Source organism: Actinoplanes sp. NPDC051475 (assembly GCF_040689425.1).
Lineage (GTDB): Bacteria > Actinomycetota > Actinomycetes > Mycobacteriales > Micromonosporaceae > Actinoplanes.
On sequence record NZ_JBFAZZ010000023.1, the window covers coordinates 1 to 20,072 of the forward strand.

General features: G+C 69.1%; 16 protein-coding genes and 1 riboswitch. Of the genes, 9 read left to right on the top strand and 7 right to left on the bottom strand.

Translation table 11 applies throughout. The features are described from left to right. Nucleotides 1-294, bottom strand: a 294-nt coding sequence (locus AB0368_RS33950; protein WP_366158202.1) for a sigma-70 family RNA polymerase sigma factor, incomplete at its 3' end; no start/stop codon positions are given. Between the two features lie 324 nt (nt 295-618). Further along, the gene (locus AB0368_RS33955; RefSeq protein ID WP_366158117.1) at nt 619-1,803 is read right to left on the bottom strand and encodes a zinc-dependent alcohol dehydrogenase; all 1,185 of its coding nucleotides are present in this window, start codon (nt 1,801-1,803) and stop codon (nt 619-621) included. A gap of 114 nt (nt 1,804-1,917) precedes the next feature. Here AB0368_RS33955 and AB0368_RS33960 point away from each other — a divergent pair, with 114 nt between their 5' ends. Further along, complete coding sequence (locus tag AB0368_RS33960) at nt 1,918-2,721, top strand: SDR family NAD(P)-dependent oxidoreductase (RefSeq protein ID WP_366158118.1); 804 nt, start codon at nt 1,918-1,920, stop codon at nt 2,719-2,721. Between the two features lie 7 nt (nt 2,722-2,728). On the opposite strand, the gene AB0368_RS33965 is transcribed toward AB0368_RS33960, so the two are convergent. Then, complete coding sequence (locus tag AB0368_RS33965; protein ID WP_366158119.1) at nt 2,729-4,186, bottom strand: sulfatase; 1,458 nt, start codon at nt 4,184-4,186, stop codon at nt 2,729-2,731. 463 nt (nt 4,187-4,649) lie between these two features. Between AB0368_RS33965 and AB0368_RS33970 the strand changes: the two genes are divergently transcribed. The 4 genes from AB0368_RS33970 to AB0368_RS33985 all read left to right on the top strand — a co-directional run bounded on the left by AB0368_RS33970 (nt 4,650) and on the right by AB0368_RS33985 (nt 10,164). Beyond that, nucleotides 4,650-7,610, top strand: a complete 2,961-nt coding sequence (locus AB0368_RS33970; RefSeq protein WP_366158203.1) for a discoidin domain-containing protein — start codon at nt 4,650-4,652, stop codon at nt 7,608-7,610. Between the two features lie 11 nt (nt 7,611-7,621). Beyond that, entirely contained in the window at nt 7,622-7,768 is a 147-nt protein-coding gene (locus AB0368_RS33975) for a hypothetical protein (protein WP_366158120.1), read from the top strand. A 433-nt stretch (nt 7,769-8,201) separates the two neighbouring features. Then, nucleotides 8,202-9,668, top strand: coding sequence for a DNA-binding protein (locus tag AB0368_RS33980; protein ID WP_366158121.1), 1,467 nt, complete (start codon nt 8,202-8,204; stop codon nt 9,666-9,668). Further along, nucleotides 9,634-10,164 carry an NUDIX hydrolase gene (locus AB0368_RS33985; RefSeq protein ID WP_366158122.1) on the top strand — a complete coding sequence of 177 codons (531 nt, stop codon included), beginning with the start codon at nt 9,634-9,636 and terminating at the stop codon, nt 10,162-10,164. Before AB0368_RS33980 ends, AB0368_RS33985 begins: the two co-directional genes overlap by 35 nt. 86 nt (nt 10,165-10,250) lie before the next feature. Here AB0368_RS33985 and AB0368_RS33990 read toward each other — a convergent pair whose 3' ends face one another. Together AB0368_RS33990 and AB0368_RS33995 are read right to left on the bottom strand one after the other, a co-directional pair. Continuing rightward, entirely contained in the window at nt 10,251-10,418 is a 168-nt protein-coding gene (locus tag AB0368_RS33990) for an rRNA adenine N-6-methyltransferase family protein (protein ID WP_366158123.1), read from the bottom strand. Nucleotides 10,419-10,520: 102 nt separating this feature from the next. Further along, nucleotides 10,521-12,080, bottom strand: a complete 1,560-nt coding sequence (locus AB0368_RS33995; RefSeq protein ID WP_366158124.1) for a sodium:proton antiporter — start codon at nt 12,078-12,080, stop codon at nt 10,521-10,523. Between the two features lie 46 nt (nt 12,081-12,126). Between AB0368_RS33995 and add the strand changes: the two genes are divergently transcribed. From add to AB0368_RS34010, 3 genes are all read left to right on the top strand, one after another. After that, entirely contained in the window at nt 12,127-13,050 is a 924-nt protein-coding gene (gene add, locus AB0368_RS34000) for an adenosine deaminase (RefSeq protein ID WP_366158125.1), read from the top strand. 27 nt (nt 13,051-13,077) lie between these two features. Further along, a riboswitch (ZMP/ZTP riboswitch) is annotated at nt 13,078-13,169 on the top strand. Nucleotides 13,170-13,188: 19 nt separating this feature from the next. Beyond that, on the top strand, nt 13,189-14,613 hold the full coding sequence (locus tag AB0368_RS34005; protein ID WP_366158126.1) for a glycine hydroxymethyltransferase: 1,425 nt from the start codon (nt 13,189-13,191) through the stop codon (nt 14,611-14,613). Between the two features lie 76 nt (nt 14,614-14,689). Then, the gene (locus tag AB0368_RS34010) at nt 14,690-15,781 is read left to right on the top strand and encodes an L-dopachrome tautomerase-related protein (RefSeq protein WP_366158127.1); all 1,092 of its coding nucleotides are present in this window, start codon (nt 14,690-14,692) and stop codon (nt 15,779-15,781) included. Between the two features lie 11 nt (nt 15,782-15,792). Here AB0368_RS34010 and AB0368_RS34015 read toward each other — a convergent pair whose 3' ends face one another. Continuing rightward, the gene (locus AB0368_RS34015; RefSeq protein WP_366158128.1) at nt 15,793-16,290 is read right to left on the bottom strand and encodes a metallophosphoesterase; all 498 of its coding nucleotides are present in this window, start codon (nt 16,288-16,290) and stop codon (nt 15,793-15,795) included. A gap of 500 nt (nt 16,291-16,790) precedes the next feature. On the opposite strand from AB0368_RS34015, the gene AB0368_RS34020 reads away from it, so the two are divergent. Continuing rightward, nucleotides 16,791-18,974, top strand: a complete 2,184-nt coding sequence (locus AB0368_RS34020) for a discoidin domain-containing protein (protein ID WP_366158129.1) — start codon at nt 16,791-16,793, stop codon at nt 18,972-18,974. Here AB0368_RS34020 and AB0368_RS34025 read toward each other — a convergent pair. After that, nucleotides 18,958-19,947 (bottom strand): substrate-binding domain-containing protein, encoded by a 990-nt coding sequence (locus tag AB0368_RS34025; RefSeq protein ID WP_366158130.1) that lies wholly within the window; start codon nt 19,945-19,947, stop codon nt 18,958-18,960. The genes AB0368_RS34020 and AB0368_RS34025 overlap by 17 nt on opposite strands. Nucleotides 19,948-20,072: the final 125 nt, after the last annotated feature.

Consider the following 20,072-nt stretch of genomic DNA (forward strand, 5'->3'; position numbering starts at 1 on the left):
TAGTTCTTGCAGGCGGCGGGGGACGCGTACGGACCAGGTGCGGTCGCGGAAGTGGCGTTTGATCTCGCCGATGATGGTGGGGATGGCGTAGCCGGAGAAGTCGACGCCGCGGTCGGGGTCGAATTTGTCGACGGCTTTGATGAGTCCGACGGTGGCGGTCTGGACGAGGTCGTCGGTGGGTTCGCCGCGGCCGGAGTAGCGGTGGGCGAGGTGGCGGGCCAGCGGCAGCCAGGCCTCGATCGCCCGATCGCGCAGCGACGCGCGGGACGGGTGACCGGCCGGCATCGCGGCCATCGCGTTGAGAAGATCGGCGGCGCTGTCCGCGGGCACCTCGGTGTTCGCCGTCGCGGTGTGCTTCGACGGGGCCGACTGGGTCACAGTCATTCGTGGTCCTCCCTGGCACCTGTCCGGAGAGCCGGTCCGGCGGGGGAAGCCGGGCCCGAGTCGGGCAGGGTGTCGTCTCGGTTCGTGGGTGGACGGCGATCGATGGATCACCGTTTCCCGCGCATGCTGGGCCGTTCGGTTAAGACGACCTTAGCTGACCGGCCCAGTCATGACTAGCCGAAAGTATGAGTCACTTTGCGTGAGAGAACCACTACAGTGCGGTATTCTGCCGCGTCAGGGCTTCAGCACCACCTTGATGCAGCCTTCTTCCTTCTTCTTAAAGATCTCGTACGCGTGCGGCGCCTCCTCCAGCGGAAGCCGGTGCGTCACGAGGTCATCCACGCCCAGCGGGTCGTCGTCGCCGGTGAGCAGGGGCATGATGTCGTCGACCCAGTGCTTCACGTGGGCCTGGCCCATCCGCAGGGTCACCCCCTTGTCGAAGAGGTCGAACATCGGGAACGGGTCGGCCTGGCCGCCGTACACGCCGATGATCGAGACCGTGCCCGCCCGGCGGACCGCCGCGAACGCCGTGCGCAGGGCGCCCATGCGGTCGACCCCGGCCTTGTCGATCGCCTTGCGGGCGATCGCGTCCGGCAGCAAGCCGGCTGCCTTCTGAGCGAACTCCTGGAACGGCGTGCCGTGCGCCTCCATGCCGACCGCCTCCACCACGCTGTCGGCGCCGCGCCCGGACGTCAGGTCCAGCACGGCCGCCGGGACGTCGTCGACCTCGTTGAAGTCGATCACCTCGATGCCGTGGCGGCGGGCCATGTCGAGCCGCTCCGGCACGTTGTCGGTGGCGATGACCCGCTCGGCGCCCAGGTGGCGGGCAATCCGTGCGGTCATCTGGCCGATCGGGCCGAGGCCGGTGATGAAGACCGTGCGGCCGGGCTCGACGTCGGCCCATTTGGCCGCCTGCCAGGAGGTCGTGAGCACGTCGGAGAGGAAGAGGTAGCGCTCGTCCGGGTGGCCCTCCGGCACCTTGATCGGCCCGAAGTGCGCCTGCGGCACGCGCAGGTACTCGGCCTGGCCCCCGGGGACCTGGCCGTACAGCTTGGTGTAGCCGAACATGCGGGCGTTCTTGCCGTGCTCCTTGACCTGGGTGGTCTCACACTGGGCGTAGTAGCCGCGGCTGCACATCCAGCAGTAGCCGCAGGAGATGTTGAACGGGATCACCACCCGGTCGCCCGGGCGGATGTGGGTGACCTCGGGCCCGACCTCCTCGACGATGCCCATGGGCTCGTGGCCGAGGATGTCGCCCGCCTCCATGTACATCCCCAGGACGTCGTAGAGGTGCAGGTCCGAGCCGCAGATGGCGGTGGAGGTCATCCGTACGATCGCGTCCGTGGGCTCCTGGATCTTGGGATCCGGGACGGTCTCCACCGACACCTTCGAGGTGCCCTGCCAGGTAAGTGCGCGCATCCGGTCCTCCGGCTCTCGTGAACGGCGTTCGCCAGGGAAGTGCCCGGATATCGCCAGGATTAACGCGTCCCTTGCCGGGCACACCGCGATGAGAGGACGAGGAGGTCGAATCAGATGACTACACCCACCGGCCGCGAGTTCGCCGTGGTCACCGGAGCGTCGAGCGGCATCGGGTACGAACTCGCCCGGCAGTTCGCCGACCACGGGTACGACCTGCTCATCACCGCGGAGGACGACGGCATCGAGCAGGCCGCGGCCGGTCTGCGGCGGGACGGGCAGAACGAGGTCATCGCCGTCCGCGCCGACCTGGCCACCTACAACGGCGTCGAGAAGCTGTACGAGCAGCTCCGGGAGACCGGCCGCCCGGTCGACGCGCTCGCCCTCAACGCGGGGCGTGGGCTCGGCGGCGACTTCACCCGCGACACCGACCTGCGCGAGGAGCTGAACATCATCGACGTCAACGTCACGTCGACGGTGCACCTCGCCAAGCGCGTACTCCCGGACATGGTGGCGCGCGGTTCCGGCCGGGTGCTGTTCACCTCCTCGATCGCGTCGATGATGCCCGGCACCTACCAGGCGGTCTACAACGCGTCGAAGTCGTTCGTGCAGTCCTTCGCCGAGGCCGTACGCGCCGAGCTCAAGGACACCGGCGTCACGGTCACCTCGCTGATGCCCGGCCCGACGGACACCAACTTCTTCGAGCGCGCCGACATGATGGACACCCGGGTCGGCGCCGGTGAGAAAGACGATCCGGCCCAGGTCGCCGAGCAGGGCTTCAAGGCCCTGATGAAGGGCGAGGAGAAGGTCGTCGCCGGGTCCCTGAAGACCCGGGTGCAGGGGGCCGCATCCAAGATCATGCCGGACCGCGCCAAGGCCGAGATGCACCGGAAGATGGCCGAGCCGGGCTCGGCGGACTGAGTCCCCGCTATCGGCCGCCGCAGGCTTCGTCGCCCTTGCACTCCCGCATCTTGTCCAGCGCCTCATGCAGCTGGGCGGCGCGCTCTGCGGGCAACTTCGCCGCGGTGTTGACGAGTTCGTCGGGGTCGGAGGTCCGGTCGTAATACTCCCGTGCTCCGCCCTCGTACTCGACGTACGTGAAATCCGGCCCGCGCAGCGCGGTGTAAGTCGGCGGGTTTCCGCTGGCGGGCGTCTGCCTGTCCGGGTCGTCGAGGGCGTTGCCGGGGCCGTGGTGCTCGATCAGACCGGTCTTCCGCCAGCCCGCGGCCCCGCCGCCGCGCAGCAGCGGGACCAGGCTGCGCCCGTCCACCGCCGGACCGGGCAGCACGCCGCCGAGCTCCTCGAACGTCGGGCGCAAGTCGATGTTCTGCACTGTGGCGCCCACGGCGACCCCCTTGCGTACGCCCGGCCCGGCCACCACGAGCGGCACATGCACATCGTGATCGAAGGCGGTCTGCTTGCCCGCCGCCAGCCGGTGCTCGCCCAGGTGGAAGCCGTTGTCCGAGCTGAAGACCACGACCGTGCGGTCGGCTACCCCGGCCGACTCCAGCGTCTGCCGCAGATTCCCGATCATCCGGTCGACCGACTGCACCGACTGCACCCGCTTCCGGTACGCCGTATCGATGGCCGCGATCTGCTCGGCGGTCAGCGGCTCCCGCCCGGCCAGCCAGGCCGGCGCATCCGTGGGCACCCTGTCGAAGGACGGCCCGCGCGGCGCCTTCAGCCCAGGAAACGCCTGCTCGTCCTGCGGTGCCGGGACGTACGGCCCATGCGGCGTGAAGGTGGCGACCTCCAGCAGGAACGGCTCGCCCGCCGCGGCCGCCGAGCTGACGAACGCCTTCGCCTTACCCTCGATGACCGTGGTCAGGTAGTCACCGGGCCCCTTGCCGTAGTGCTTGACCACGCCATTCTCGTTGAGGTTGTAGTTGTATTCGTTGTATCCGCCCCCGGCGACATCCCACTCGGTCCATCCCGGACGCACGCCGTGCTCCTGAGGCTGATACCCGTTGAGGTACTTGCCCATCATCGCGGTCCGATAGCCCCGCTGCTGCAGGGTGGTGGCGAAGGTGTCCCGCTCCTGCTCCCTCTGGAACACGTGGAAACCGCCGTCGTCGCCGCCGTTGGTGAACACGCCGGTGTTGTGCGGGAAGCGGCCGGTAAGGATCGACGACCGCGACGGGCAGCAGAGCGAGTCGGTCACGGTGTACTGCGAGAACGTCGTACCGTCTTTGGACAGGCTCTGCACGTTCGGCATGTACTGCACCAGGTTCGCCGAGAGATCGTCGGTGAGCACGAAGACGACGTTCGTACGGCCCGCCGGGCCACCCGGCTCGGATCCGGGCCCGGCGCAGGATCCAGCTGTCACGCCGAGTAACAGCGTCACCGCAGCGAGCGCCGCTCCGGCACGAAAGAGTGAGACCTTCATCGCCCGGACGCTAGGCGCTCATCGATCGACGACGATCAGGCCGGCGTACGAAATGTGTAAAGGCGGACGTTCATGCGCGCCGTAGCCGATGGGAACGTACGTGCGCATCCTCAATGTGGTGCACGAACGTGCACACGCCACCGATCTGGAGACAACCTCTTGCTGAGCGGACACGTCGAGGCGCCGGCTCCGAATGTCTGCGGACCGGCGCCTCGCTGTGGGGAACGTGCGGTGTCGGGGGACGGTGCTGACCAGTCTCATCGATGCATTAATTAACAAGCAAGCAGTTCTGGTTCCGGAACCGTCATGCCCCGGAAACTTGGCCCACCGGTCGATGGGTGCAACCGGGCCGGCGGGTCTCGGCGACTACCGCCGCACGCCCCGGGGCAATTTGACAGTCTTCGGGGCGGACGCGAAGGGTATGCAGGGCATCCTGTTCCGCCGGGGAGGTTCCTTGTTCGCCATGTCCCGCCGCCGGCTGCTGACGCTCGCCGGCATCAGCGGCGTGAGCAGCGCGTTCACGTCGTCCCCGGCGACGGCAGTCGGCCCGGTGGCGGTCGCCGACCCGGTGGCGGACATCTATCGCCAACTGCTGCATGTCCACACCCAATGGGTGGAGGAGCAGTGGGATCCCTCGATCGGGGCATATCAGGCCGCCGACTTCCGCTTCGCGGCCGTGCTGGGCAACGCCGTCCTGCTGGGCATGGACGATTACGACCCCCGGCTCGCGAGCGTCGACGCGGCGACGCTGAAGGCCAGGACCGTCGCGACCATCCAGCGCTACGCCGCGAGCAACCGGCTCGCCGGCGGCACCGAGTGGGGACGCCGACTCTTCTGGGACTCGACCTTCGAGCTCTATTTCGTGCTCGCCGCGCGGCTGATGTGGGCCGACCTCGACGAGCCCACCCGGGCGAAGGTGCAGCTGATCGCCGAGGGGCAGGCGGCGTACGCGTACCAGCTCAACGCCGGCGACGACCCGATGAGCGACGGGTGGACGCCGAACGGCACCGACGGCGGCTGGCGCGGCGACACCAAGCTCGAGGAGATGGGCGTCTACGCGCAGGCGATGGCACCCGGCATCGCGTGGACCGCGGACACCGCGTCGGCCTCGGCCTGGCGAGCGCGCTTTCTCTACTGGGCGTCGAACGCGAGCGCGCTGCCCGCGGCCGACCGCGCCAATCCCGCGATGGTCGACGGGGACCGGGTCGACCGGCGCAGCACCGCCCATAACCTGCACGACACCTTCATCGTCGAGAACCACGGGTCCGCCAACCCGCACTACCAGGCAGAACTTTGGCGTACGGCCGGACGCGCGGCCATCCACTTCCTCGTGGCCGGCCGCCAGCTGCCCGAGGTGCTGACCCACCAGCCCAACGGCGAGCAGCTGTGGCGCACCCTGCGGCTGCTGGCCAGCGACGCCGGCGAGCCGGTCATGCCGATGATCGCCGACCGCTATCACCTGTACGGCCGGGACGTGCTCCCGCTCGCGTTCCTGGCACAGGTCCAGGGCGACCGCCACGCGGCCCGGGCCGAGGCCGACCTCGCCGAGCGGCTGATGCCGTACCTGCGCTACGAACCGACGTACCGGCTCACCAAGTTCAGCGGCGAGGAGAAGTACGAGCCCGAGGCCCGTGCCGAGCTGGCCGTCGCGTACCTGTTCCACAAGCTGCGCAGAACGCCGGTCACGCCCGTACCGAAAGCTCAGTTCTTCCGAGAGGCGAGCGGCACCAGAAATTTCGGCGACGAGGTCGGGCTCACCGTCCACCAGTCGCAGGCGGCCTTCGCGGCGGCGGTCACCAAGCCGGACATGGTGAATTTCCTCTGGCAGCCCGCCCACGACAACTGGCTGGTCGACACCCGGGCGCCGGCCTTCCTGCCCGCCGGCTCGGCCGCCGCCGGCCGATGGACCGGAGTGTGGTCCAAGACGCGGGACGGCGTCGACGCGACCGCGACCGTGCTCGCCGTCAAGGGTGGTTACGCGGGATACGCCACGCTGCCCACCGGCACCGTCGTCTACGCGAGCACGGGACTGCCCGGAGAGGGCGGCCTCACCTTGTTCAACCTGACCATGCCCGGGGTGCCGGGCCTCGACGGAACCCGCACCTTCACCTTCGCCGGCGGCCACGCCGAGCTCACCGACCAGATGACCGGTGACATCACCTTCACCCCGCGCGACGCCCGCTACGTCCGCATGCTCGGCCGCGAACCCGGTACGGAGTACGGCTACTCGATCTACACCTTCTCGGTCCTCGACGTACGCGGCGCCGACCTTGCCCAGGGCGCGATGCCGACCGCGTCCTCAGAGGACGTCTGGTTCGCGGCGCGAAACGCCACCGACGGCAACCCCGAAACCCGCTGGGCCGTAGCCCGTGAGGAGCGCGGCCGCGCCGACAGCTGGCTCGCCGTCGACCTCGGTTCCCCCGTCCAGGTCGCCGGAGTCCGGATCGCGTGGGAGGCCGCGTACGGGAAAAGCTTCGTCATCCAGACCTCGACCGACGGCCGCACCTGGACCGACGCGGCCGCCGTGCCGGAAACCCGCACAACCACCCGCTGGGTAGGCATCGACGGCCGCGCCGGGATCGTCACCCACGGCGGCAAGGGAAAGATCACCGTGACGGCCGCCTCGGTCAGCGCGCCGGCTCCGATCATCGAGGGGTACGCGAACACCCGGAAGAACCTGGCCGAGGCCGCCGCGCGCAGACTGCCCACCGCCGAGGGACTGGCGGTCAGCGACGCCGATGGCCACCTCAGCATCTTCAACTTTTCACCGAACACGGTACGCAACGTGACGGTCCACATCCCGGAGCGGCACAACCTCTACCGCGGCAGTCAGGTGCTGACGAAGGACAGCCTCGAATGGCCCGTCAGCCTCAACGGCGGTACGGCCTGCGTGGAGCCGCCTCGCTTCACGGTCACGGGCAACCCGCCGGTCGGCACCCGGTACGACGTACGGGACTCGCACCACGTCACCGTCACCGCCCCGGCCAAGCACCGTGCCGTCGTCACGCTGCACTGCGGTTCGTGGTCCGCGACCGTACGCGTACCCGCCGGCAAATCCCGCAGCGTGTCGATGCCGGGCGCCCCGGTGACCCCGACGGCGGACCTCGCCCGCGGCCGAACCACGTTCCCGACCTCACCGCTGCCGGCGGGCATGACGTCGCCGGATCACGCGGTCGACGGCAACCCGGCTACCTCGTGGCGTCCGGGTCCTGCCGGGCGCATGGTGGTCGACCTGGGCGGCGTGGTTCCCGTCGAGAGCGTCCGGGTCGCCTGGACGAAGGGTCGCCGTCCTGCGTGGCGTAGCGAGGCCTCGGCGGACGGCCTGACTTATGGGCCGCTCGGCGAGCAGGCCCGCTATGTCGCCGTCGTGGTGGAGGGGTGGCGGCCGGGAGACGCCGAGCTCGTGGAGCTGGCGGTCACCTGACCGTCCGCCCGGTGAGCCAGGAACGGCCGCAATGCGCGCTGCATGTCGGCAAGCTCGGAGTCCGGGATGAAACGGTATTCATGCCGCGTCAGCAGATCTGCCACGAGGCCCATGAGATCCTCTTCGGTCAGAACATCCGGCCGGATTGTTGCGGCTAACCCCATTGAGCCGACCTCCGTGTCCGCCATTCCTGGCCAGGAGTCATCAGCGACCGCTCGTTGCGGGGCATTGGCCGAGGGCCTACCGGAGGCAGAGCTACTGTTGCCTCGTTCCAGGACACCGGGCGCCTGTTGACCCGGATCGAGTCCGGACAGGGAAACCACCGGCATCCACAGGTGCACCGCTTCTTCCAGGGCTTGAACCACACCCGTACCGCTCGATGTCTCACATCTAACTCCTGATCGTTGCCAGGTCATAGATCGTCCGCGCCGGCCGGGACGTGGCCGGCAACCCGAGGATGGAGCGGCGGGGCCGTGCAGGGCATGACCGCAGAGGTATGAACGCCATGCATGCGACGTATGCGGTCCGCCGGGCCGGAGCTCGACCTCTACTATTGCTGCCCAGGGAGCAACACGGAGGCTCGGGGCGATCATGGACGCGAACCGCTCGGCGCGTTACTGCCGCTGCGGGACACGCCTGACCCGTGACAACAAGGGCGGGCAGTGCGCCCCTTGCCAAGCCAAGGCCCGCGACCTCAGGATTCAGCCACAAGTCTTGCCGGAAGACTTCTGGGACACCGACCAGTTCCGTGACGCGTTTACCGCTCAGCACGTCGGTCGCGTGTCGCGGGCCTATCGCAAGCATCCGCAGCACATCGCCGCATACGGCAAGGACGGCATTTCGCAGAGTGTTGTAGCCGGTTGGCTCGGACTCACGCAGGCGCAGATCAGTCGTATCGAGAACGGTCCACCCGTTCGGCATCTTGACAGCCTGACGCGCTGGGCGCGAATTCTGAAAATACCCGAGCGTCTCTTGTGGTTCACATTGCCCGGTGAGCCGTCGGTAGGCCGCAGCGGCCGTGCAGCCAGAGCAGAACGCACAGCTATGCCGCAGCCTATGCCGCTTCAAGCTCCGGCCTTCGGGCTGCCGCCCTGCGGCAACGAGTTCGTTTCCGCCGTGCGATCGTTCCGAGCCGCAGACCGCCGGGTCGGTGGCGGCCACCTCTACGCCACGGTCGTCAAGTATTTGCAAGCCGAGGTCGCCCCGCGCATGTTCGGAGGCGATTCAGGCTGCGACGGACCGCTGGCCTTCACGGCCGCAGCCGCGTTGACCGAGATGGCGGGTTGGATGGCTCACGATGCTGGGCGTGACCGTGCTGCTGAGCAGCATTTTGCGCGGTCCCTTGATCTGATCAAGTTGGGCCGCGATCGCCAACTCGGCGTGCACATCCTGGCCAGCATGAGCCACCTCGCCCATCACCAGGGCAAGCCGGCCGACGCCATCCGGCATGCGCGCCGAGGACGTGAGGCGTTGGCCCGCGGTCCGCGGTGGCCGGAACTCGAGGCTCGGCTTCTTGCGATGCAGGCTCGAGGCTTCGCCGCGCTGCAACGGCCTGACGAGTGCATGCACTTGCTCTTACAGGCAGAACGAGTACTTGATACTCAGCCGGCAGAGGAGAGATCGCCGTGGGTCAGCCACTTCGACGAAGGCTCGCTGGCGAGCGAGGCTGCGCGCTGTTCGCGCCAGCTCGGAGATCTGGTTCAGGCCGAACGTCAGGCACAGCGAGTGATTGAATTGCGCTCGGCTGAACACACCCGCAGCCGGGCATTCGGGCAGCTCATCCTGGTGACCGTCCTTGTCGGCCAGGGCAGGCCGGACGAGGCCTGCGCCGTTGCTCAGGAGGTATTGGAGACCACTCAGCAACTTGGCTCGAGTCTCGTTCTCCAGCAGCTTGTTGGTCTCAGACGCCTGTTGAAGCCCAACCGTGACAATCGGTTGGTTGCCGATTTTTTGAGTTGCCTCGATGAGACGCTCAGAGAGCGGGTGTGGCTTTACGAATGGCGGGCGCGGGACGGTGTCGGCGATGGAGCGGCGCCTGGGGGAGACGGTGAACGCTGACGTTCCGCTGTACGAGCGTGATCCGGAGGCTTGGCGGGCCTATCTGGCAGAAGGCAACGCCAAACAACCCCGTAAGCGGGTCAGCGCAGACATCCTCATCCGTGATCGGGAGGGGCGCATCCTTCTCGTCGATCCGCGGTACAAGCCGGACTGGGATGTGCCGGGCGGAATGGCGGAAGCCAACGAGGCGCCACATGAAGCCGTTCGCCGCGAGTTGCGGGAAGAGCTCGGCCTGGACGTGACAGTGGCCGGCCTGTTGATCGTCGACTGGGTGCCGCCGCATGGCCCGTGGGACGATCTGCTCGCGTTCCTGTTCGACGGGGGCGAGCTGACAGATGACCAAGTGGCGGAACTCGAGATCGCGGATGATGAGCTGTCCGCATTTGAGTTTTGTACTCCTCAGCAGGCAGAACAACGTCTCCGGCCTTATGTGTGGCGGCGAGTAGCCGTCGCGTTGGACGTGTTGGAGACCGGGCGCGTGCAGTATCTACGCTGACCAGGCTCTCACCGGTCCAGCAGGTGAAACAGAGTCAGCCAGAGCTCCGGCCAGACCACCGGCACGTCCGGGGTGAGCCGGGGGGCTCAGAACTCCGCCGACGTGCGGCCGCGGCCCGCGCCTACCTCGTACACCAGGTCGGTGGGGGCGATTTCGGCGGCGTCCGCGAGCCGCCGGAGGGCGCGGGGGTCGGTGAGCAGGTTCTGGCCGAACGCCCGCCGTGCGCGGGCGTGTTTGGGTCGGTCGAGCGCCATGACCATGGTCCTGTCTGCCGCGTGGGGCGGCGAACGCGGACAGGCGTCAGCGAGACATGCGTCGTGGACATGGCGTGACCCTGCGGGGGAGGGCCGCCGGCTTCACGGCAATTTCGGCATGGTGTGCTCGGCGGCCTGGCGCAGGTCCAGCTCGCCGATCAGGTCCCGGGCGGTTTCCTCGTCGAGGGTGCCCTCCATCACCGCCCTGCTCAGGGCGTTGCGCCGGCGGTCGAAGTCGCCGTCCTCGGTGCCCGTCGCGGCACCTGCCGCGATCTCCTCGCCGTGGGCGCGCATCGCGGCCGCCTGTTCGCGCTCGGCGCGGACGTCCATGCCCAGCCGGCGTACGAGCCAACGGATGGTTGTTCCCTGGATGAGCAGGGTTCCCAAGGTGACGACGAGGGCGATCGCCTGCGCGGCCTCGCGGCCGGGGAACAGCCGGCCGTCGGACGTCGTCTCCGGGATCGCGGCCGCCGCTGCCAGGGTGAGGATGCCGCGCATGCCGGTCCAGCCGACCACCAGGGTCTCCCGCGCGGTCGGCGGGCCGAGCGGGGTGTCGAACCGCTTCCGGCCGCGCATCCGGCGCGCCCGGTGCTCCTCGGCGCGGCGCGCCCGTTCCGGGTCCGCCTCCCGGCGCCGCCGGTTCAGCAGCTCGTTCAGCCGCCAGCGGCCGAACAGCAGGTAGACGGCGACCAGCCGCACCACGATCGCCGCGAGCAGCAGGACGCCGGCGGCGACGAGGGTACGGGTCAGACCCGGATCCTCGTCCGCGCGCAGCTCCTCGACGACGAAGCGGAGCTGCAGCCCGATGTACGCGAACACGAACGTCTCGAGGAGGAAGTCGACGACCGGCCAGAACGCCTCCTCCTGGAGCCGGGTCCGGTACGCGCCCGGGTACTGGTGCCGCGGATCCATCGAGGTGTTGATGCTGATGGAGAAGGCCGCCATGACCACGGCGAGGATGCCGGAGGCGTGCACCTGCTCGGCCAGGAGGAACGCGGTGAAGGGTACGAGCAGCACGAGCGCCGTCTCGAGCGTGGAATTGCGCAGCTTCTTGCGGATCGACAGGGTCGCCGCCGCCAGCCCGGCCCCGATCGCGACACCGACGCCGGCGTTGTAGAAGAACTCCCGGATGCCGCCACCCCACGTGGCGTGGTCGCCGCTCACCGCACCCACCGCGATGCTGAACAGGGTCAGCGCGGTGGCGTCGTTGACCAGGCTCTCACCGGTCAGGATCGTGGTGACCCGGCGTGGCAGTCCGAGCTCCGCGCCGTGCGAGACGGTGGTGATCGTGTCCGGGGGCGCCAGCACCGAGCCGATGACGAACGCCGCGGCCAGGCCGAACGACGGCAACAGCCACGACGACAGCACCCCGAGCGCGCCGGCGGTCAGCACCACCAGCAGCACTCCGAGGTTCACGATCGCGCGCAGGTTCTGGTTGAACCCCGAGAACGAGGCGGCGCGGGTGGCCGAGTACAGCAGCGGCGGCACCACGATCGCGAGCAGGAGCTCGCTCTCCAGCTCGAGCCGCGGCATTCCGGGCACGAAGCTGACCGCCGCCGCGAGCGTCACGACGATGAGGCCGGGTTGCATGCCCCGCCGGTGCGCGAGCGCGGAGATCGCGATGCCGGCCGCGGCGATGAGCAGGATCTGGACACCGTTCACCCGCCCAGGCTAATGATCGGGTTTCGTACCCGGGCACAATGCCGGAGTGCCGCGGATCGAATTGCACATCCACTTCGAAGGTTCTGTACGCCCGGACACCCTCACTGCCATCGCGCGCCGTAATCGGCTCCCGGTGCCGGACGTCGCCACCGATTTCCGCGACCTGCACCACTTCATCGACCTGTGGAACGTGACGACCGCCTGCCTGCGGACGCCCGACGACTTCCGGCGGATCGTCGTCGACTACGCCGGCGAGGCGAAACAGCACGGCGCGGTGTACGTGGAGGGCATCTTCACTCCCGATCCGGCGCTGGCCGACGAGATCGGGCTCGACGCGATGATGGCGGGATACTGCGACGGAGCGGCCGAAGCCGAGGAGACCCACGGGGTGATCGTGCGGCTCACCCCCGAGCAGTACCGCGGCTCCGACCCCGGCTTCGGCATGCGCGTTGCCCAGGCCGCGGTCCGCTTCCGCGACCGGGGTGTGGTCGGGTTCGGCCTGGCCGGTCGCGAGGGCCGGTTCCCGGACGAGCCGTACGAGCCGGCCATGCGCTACGCCGCGGACCACGGGCTCGGCCTGGTCCCGCACGCGGGGGAGGCGGCGGGCCCGGAGTCGGTCCGTTCCTCGCTGCGGATGGGCGCGAGCCGCATCCGGCACGGCATCACCGCAGTAGGCGATCCGGAACTGCTGACCGAAATGGCCGAGCGCCGCATCGTGCTCGACGTCTGCCCGACGTCGAACATCCGGCTCGGCTATGCCACCGAGTGCGACCATCCAATCACTCGGCTCGTCGGGGCCGGCGTGCTCTGCTCGGTCTCCACCGACGACCCGGCGATGTTCGGCATCGACCTCTCTCATGAGTACGCCCTCGCCGCGCAACTGGGCGTCACGGAGGATGCTGCGTTCGAGGCAGGCCTGGCCGGCGCGCTCTGCGACGAGAAGACCCGGTCACGCCTGGAAGGGATGTGACCGAGGCGTCCGGCGCCGGTATGCTCGTCGGCGGGCCGTGACTGGCGCGTTCAAGATGGATGACCATCGGGGAGCGGTCCCACCCACCGGGGTGACTGCCGTGCGCCTGGGCCTCATCACCTGTGATAGGGAGGTCCGATGTCTGAGCTGAACGCCGAATCGACCGCTTTCCGCGCCGCGCTGGACGCCGTGCGCGCCGTCGAGCCCCGGATCGCCGACGCGATCGCCAAAGAGCTGCACGATCAGCGCGAGTCCCTCAAGCTGATCGCGTCCGAGAACTACGCGTCTCCCGCCGTGCTGCTCGCGATGGGCAACTGGCTCTCCGACAAGTACGCCGAGGGCACCATCGGCCGCCGCTTCTACGCCGGCTGCCAGAACGTCGACACCGTCGAGTCGGTGGCCGTCGAGCACGCCAAGGCCCTGTTCGGCGCGCCGTACGCGTACGTGCAGCCGCACTCCGGCATCGACGCCAACCTCGTCGCGTACTGGGCTGTGCTCGCCGACCGGGTCGAGGCGCCGGCGCTGGCCAAGGTGCAGAAGCGCAACGTCAACGACCTCACCGACGCCGAGTGGGCCGAGCTGCGCCAGGCGTTCGGCAACCAGCGGATGCTCGGCATGTCGCTGGACGCGGGTGGCCACCTCACCCACGGATTCCGCCCCAACATCTCCGGCAAGATGTTCGATCAGCGCAGCTACGGCGTGGACCCGGCCACCGGCCAGATCGACTACGCCGCCCTGCGCGAGTCGGCGCGCGAGTTCAAGCCGTTGATCATCGTCGGTGGCTATTCGGCGTACCCCCGCAAGGTGAACTTCCGGATCATGCGGGAGATCGCCGACGAGGTGGGCGCGACCTTCATGGTCGACATGGCGCACTTCGCGGGCCTGGTCGCCGGCAAGGTCTTCACCGGCGACTTCAACCCGATCGAGCACGCCCACATCGTCACCACGACGACCCACAAGAGCCTGCGCGGCCCCCGCGGCGGCGCGGTGTTCTGCCAGCCGGAGCTGGCCGACCAGGTCGACCGCGGCTGCCCGATGGTCCTCGGCGGCCCGCTCGGCCACGTGATGGCCGCCAAGGCGATCGCCTTCGCCGAGGCCCGCCGGCCGGAGTTCGCCGACTACGCGCAGCGCATCGTCGACAACAGCCAGGCGCTCGCCGAGGGCCTGATCAAGCGCGGCGCGACCGTGGTCAGCGGCGGCACCGACAACCACCTGGTCCTGATCGACGTCGACAAGTACGCCCTGACCGGCCGCCAGGCGGAGCAGGCGCTGCTGGACAGCGGCATCGTCACCAACCGCAACTCGATCCCGCAGGACCCGAACGGCGCCTGGTACACCTCCGGCATCCGCGTCGGCACCCCGGCCCTGACCACCCGCGGCCTCGGTACGGCGGAGATGGACCAGATCGCCGAGCTGATGCACACGGTCCTGTCGCAGACGAAGGCCGGCGCGTCCAAGGCCAAGTTCGACCTGGACCCGGCCGTCGCCGACCGCATCAGCAAGCAGGCGACCGAGCTGCTCGGCGCCTTCCCGCTCTACCCGAGCGTCGACCTGGGCGTCTGAGACCGCGGGCGGGCCCGGCTCCGGCCGGGCCCGTTCTGTCTGTTTCACCGGGTGGTGCCGGGGGTATGCGCTTTCGATGAGCGACCAACCCACCGACGAGCCCATCGGCTCGCTGGAGACGGTGCACACGTTCGACTGCGGCCCGATGCCCACCGGCGTCACCGTGTCGGCCGGCGGCCGGATCTTCGTAAACTTCCCGAAGTGGGGCGATGAGGTCGTCTTCACCGTCGGCGAGCTGCGGGACGGCAGCGTGGTCGCCTACCCCGACCAGGCGCACAACACCCCGTCCAGCAACGACGACCCGCGGGCGTTCGTGTCCGTGCAGAGCGTCGTCGTCGACCCGGCGAACCGGCTCTGGGTGCTCGACACCGGCTCCCCGATGTTCGAGGAGACGCAGGTCGGCGGCCCCAAGCTGGTCTGCATCGACCTCGCCACCGACACCGTGGTGCACACGATCTGCTTCGACCGCGGGACGGCGCTGCCCACGACGTACCTGAACGACGTGCGCTTCGACCTGCGGCGCCGGGTCGCATACATCACCGACTCGTCGGACAAGGGCCCGAACGGCATCATCGTGGTCGACCTCAGGAGCGGAACGGCGTGGCGGCGCCTGCACGACCACCCGTCCACCAAGGCTGAGCGGCCGCCGGGCTTCCTTCCCGTCGTGGAGGGCGCGCCGTTCCTCGAACGGCCCGCGGACGGGCCGCCCGAGCCGGTCACCATGGGCGCGGACGGCATCGCGATCGCGGCCGACGGCGAGCGGCTCTACTACTGCCCCCTGATGTCCCGGCGCTGGTACAGCGTCTCCACGGACGCCCTGGTCGACCGCGCCATGAGTGACGACGAGGTGGCGGCGACGGTGGTGGACGAGGGGGACAAGGGCGGCGTCTCGGACGGGCTGGAGACCGACGACAAGGGCCGCTTCTACCTGACGAACGCCGAGCACAACGCGATCCTGCGACGGCTGCCGGACGGCGTGATCGAGACTCTCGTGCACGACCCGCGGCTCCTGTGGACGGACACCATGTCGGTGACGGATGGATATCTGTACGTGACGGCCAACCAGTTGCACCGGCAGGCCACGTACCAGAACGGCCGGGATCTGCGCCGCTACCCGTATTCGCTGTTCCGCGTCGCGATCGACGCCGGTCCGGTCCGGCTGATCTGACCCGGCGGCCGTCACCGAGCGAGGCGGTGCAGGACCACGTCCGAGACCCGACCGTCGGAGATCGTCGCCGTCATGTACGTGCAGTGCGGCTGCCGGCGCCGGTCCGTGGGCGAGCCGGGGTTGAGCAACCGCAAGCCGCCGGGCGCCGTCGTGTCCCAGGGGATGTGGGAGTGGCCGAATACCAGGACGTCGGTGTCCGGGAAGGCCGCCGCACAGCGCTCGTCGCGGCCCTTGGCGTCGCCGGTCTCGTGGATCACCGCAAGTCGTACGCCGTCGAGGTCCGCTCGGGCGATCTCCGGCAGGCGGGAGCGCAGCGCGGGGCCGTCGTTGTTGCCGTAGCAGGCGATCAGCCGGCGGGACCGCGTCTCGAGGGCGTCCAGCATCCCGACGTCGACCCAGTCGCCGGCATGGACCACCACGTCCGCCGCGTCGATCGCGGTCCATAGTTCGGGCGGGAGGTCGCGGGCCCGCTTCGGGACGTGGGTGTCGGTCGTCAGCACCAGCCGCATACGGGCCACTGTAGGTGGTCCGGCGCTGCCCGGCGTGACCGGAATGCCGCGTAAGCCCGTCCTTCTCGAAACAGCTCATTCGGGCGCATCGATGGCCGTCCGGAAAAGCGTTATCCGGCCGCCGCGAGCGCCGTCGCGGCGGCGCGTCTCCGAATGGAGCCGGATTGCATATTCCCTGTTCAGAGCGGTGATGGCGGCTCGACAGTGGACGGTGAGGAGTGCTGACGATACCGGATGACGCAAGGGGACCGGAACTGGGCTGACCGGACGGCGGAACCGGTTCCGGAACCGTTCGCGTAACCAGTCCGCCGAACCTTTGACACATCGACGTAACGAACTTAACGTCACAGCACGGGGGAGCGCTCTCTCACACGATCGCCTTCCCGTACGGAGCTTTCCCCGGCTTCGTCCTCGCCGCGCGAAACCGGCTCCGTTTCCCGCGGCGAGGTACTCCGGACGCGAACCCCGCGCGTCCGGTCCCCTCCGTACGAGGAGATGTCATGACCGTCCCCGCAGTCATCCCCCGATCTCGCCGCCGGTGGCGCCTCGGTGCCGCCGGCGGCCTGGTCGTCGCGATCGTCGCGGCGTTCGGCGCGTCCACGACGCCGGCCGCGCACGCCGCCGAGACACTGCTTTCCCAGGGCAAGCCCGCCACCGCCTCGTCGTCGGAGAACCCGGGCGTCTACCCGGCCTCGGCGGCGGTCGACGGCAACACCGGCACCCGGTGGTCCTCCGCCTTCGCCGACCCGCAGTGGCTCCAGGTCGACCTCGGCGCCAGCTCAGCGATCACCCGGGTGGAGCTGAACTGGGAGGCCGCGTACGCGAAGACCTTCAAGATTCAGACCTCCACCAACGGCTCGACCTGGACGGATGCCAGCCCGGCGCTCGCCGGCCAGCTCGGCACGCAAAGCGTCTCCGTCAGCGCCACTGCCCGGTACGTGCGCATGTCCGGCACCGCACGGGCGACCCCCTACGGCTACTCGCTGTGGGAGTTCAAGGTCTTCGGCGGCACCACGACCGACCCGACCATCCCCGGGGGCGGCAGCCTCGGCGCGAACGTCATCGTGTTCGACCCGTCGATGTCGTCGGCGTCGATCCAGAGCCAGGCCGACACCATCTTCCGGCAGCAGGAGTCGAACCAGTTCGGCCTCCAGCGGTACGTCCTCGCCTTCAAACCCGGCACGTACAACGGCCTCAACATCCAGGTCGGCTTCTACACCTCGGTGCTCGGCCTCGGCCAGAACCCGCAGGACGTACGGATCAACGGTGACATCACCGTCGACGCCGGCTGGTTCCAGGGCAACGCCACGCAGAACTTCTGGCGGTCGGTCGAGAACGTGTCCTTGTACCCGGTGAACGGTGCCGACCGGTGGGCCGTCTCGCAGGCCGCGCCGTTCCGGCGGATGGACATCCACGGCGACCTCAACCTCGCTCCGGCCGGGTACGGCTGGGCGTCCGGCGGCTACATCGCCGACTCGCGGATCAGCGGCTCGGAGCAGCAGTACTCGCAGCAGCAGTGGTTCACCCGCAACAGCCAGATCGGCTCCAGCCTGAACGCGGTGTGGAACCAGATGTTCGTCGGCGTGCAGGGTGCTCCGGCTTCGAGCTTCCCGAACCCGCCGTACACGACCATCGGCACGACGCCGGTGATCCGGGAGAAGCCGTACCTCTACCAGACCGGCGGCCAGTACGCGGTCTTCGTGCCGAACTTCCAGCAGAACGCCTCGGGCGCGACCTGGGTCAACGGCAACACCCCGGGCACCAGCCTCCCGCTGACCCAGTTCTACGTCGCCAAGCCCGGTGACTCCGCCGCGACGATCAACCAGGCGCTCGCGCAGGGCCTGAACCTGATCTTCCAGCCCGGCATCTACCACGTGAATCAGACGATCAACGTGACCCGCGCCAACACGGTCGTGCTCGGCCTGGGCTACGCGACGATCATCCCGGACAACGGCGTGACCCCGATGCAGGTGGCCGACGTGGACGGCGTGAAGATCGCCGGCCTGCTCTTCGACGCCGGCACCCAGAACTCGGCGAACCTGCTGGTCGTCGGCCCGAACGGGTCCTCGGCCAACCACGCCGGCAACCCGACCACCGTGCAGGACGTGTTCTTCCGGATCGGCGGCTCGGTCGCCGGTAAGGCCACCAACAGCCTGCTGGTGAACAGCAACAACACGATCATCGACCACATCTGGGCGTGGCGCGCCGACCACGGCAACGCGGGCACCTACGGCTGGACGGTCAACACCGCCGACACCGGCCTGATCGTGAACGGTCAGAACGTGACCGCGTACGGCCTGTTCGTCGAGCACTACCAGAAGTACGAGGTCATCTGGAACGGCAACGGCGGCCGCACGTACTTCCTGCAGAACGAGCAGCCGTACGACCCGCCGTCGAACGCGGCGTGGCGCTCGGGTGCCAACGGGTACGCCGCGTACAAGGTGGCGGACAACGTCACGAGCCACGAGGCGTGGGCGATGGGCAGCTACTGCTACTTCAACGTCAACCCGCAGGTGCACTCGGACCGGGGCTTCGAGGTCCCGGTGAACGGCGGGGTGCGGCTGCACAACGTCTTCACTGTCTCGCTGGGTGGCGTCGGGGTGATCGACCACGTGGTCAACAACACCGGCGCGGCGGCACAGGGTACGGCGACCGTACCGGTGACGGTCACCAACTTCCCGTAGGCCGCAGCTCTCCGGAACCGCGCGGGATCAGCATCGTCGGGATGCTGATCTCGCGCGGTTCCGATGTGTCTCCGTCGATGCGCTCGAAGAGCGCTCGTGCCGCCGCCCGGCCCATCGCGGCCGGGTCCTGGGCGACCACGGTGACCGGGGGGTCGAGCAGGTCGGCGAGGGGGAAGTCGTCGAAGCCGACCAGTGCTACCCGGCGGTGCAGGCCCAGCTGCCGCAGCGCCCGCACCGTATCGATGGTGATCAGGTTCTGGGCGGTGAACAGGGCGGTCGGCGGGTTATCGAGGGCCAGCAGGACCGGCGTCGCGGCCTGCGCGTCGGGCCCCGGCTCGACCGCCTCGCAGACCGGCAGCGCGGCGTCGCGCATCGCGTCCCGGTAGCCGAGCCGCCGGCTGCGCGAGGTGGCGATCCGCGGGGCGTCCGCCAGGAAGGCGATCCGGCGGTGCCCGTGGGCGATCAGATGCCGGACGGCCTGCGCCGCCCCGGAGCGGTTCGTGGCCAGCACGGTGTCCCCGCGGTAGCCGGAGGCCGGCCGGTCGATGAACACGACCGGGATGTCCGGCTGTAACTCGCGCGAGAGGTAGCTCTGATCGGAAGCGGTCGGCGCCACGATGAGGCCGTCGGCGTGCCGGCGCGCGAACGCCCCCGCCAGGTCGCGCTCCCGGGCCGGGTCCTCGTCGAGGCTGCCGGTCAGCACGTGGACGCCGCGGGCGTGGGCCTCGTCCTCGACCGCCCGGTGCACGGCCGCCGAGAACGGGTTGCTCACGTCCTCGAGCAGCAACCCGATCGTCCGGGTACGCCGGTCGTTGCGGCGCAGCATCGTGGCGCCGAGGTTCGGGCGGTAGCCGAGCAGGGCGACGGCGGCGCGGACCCGCGCGGCGAGTTCGGGGTCGACCGTGCTCTCGCCGTTGACCACGCGCGACACGGTCTTGAGGCTGACGCCCGCCCTACGGGCGACGTCGTTCATCGTGGGCCGCCCCATCTCTCCCCCTGCGGATGATCACTGATAGCAACGAACCGGAAACTAATTGTTGACAGTCGATCCCCCGAGTCGTCTACTGCAAGACAACGTTGTCTCTGGATTCCTGCTAA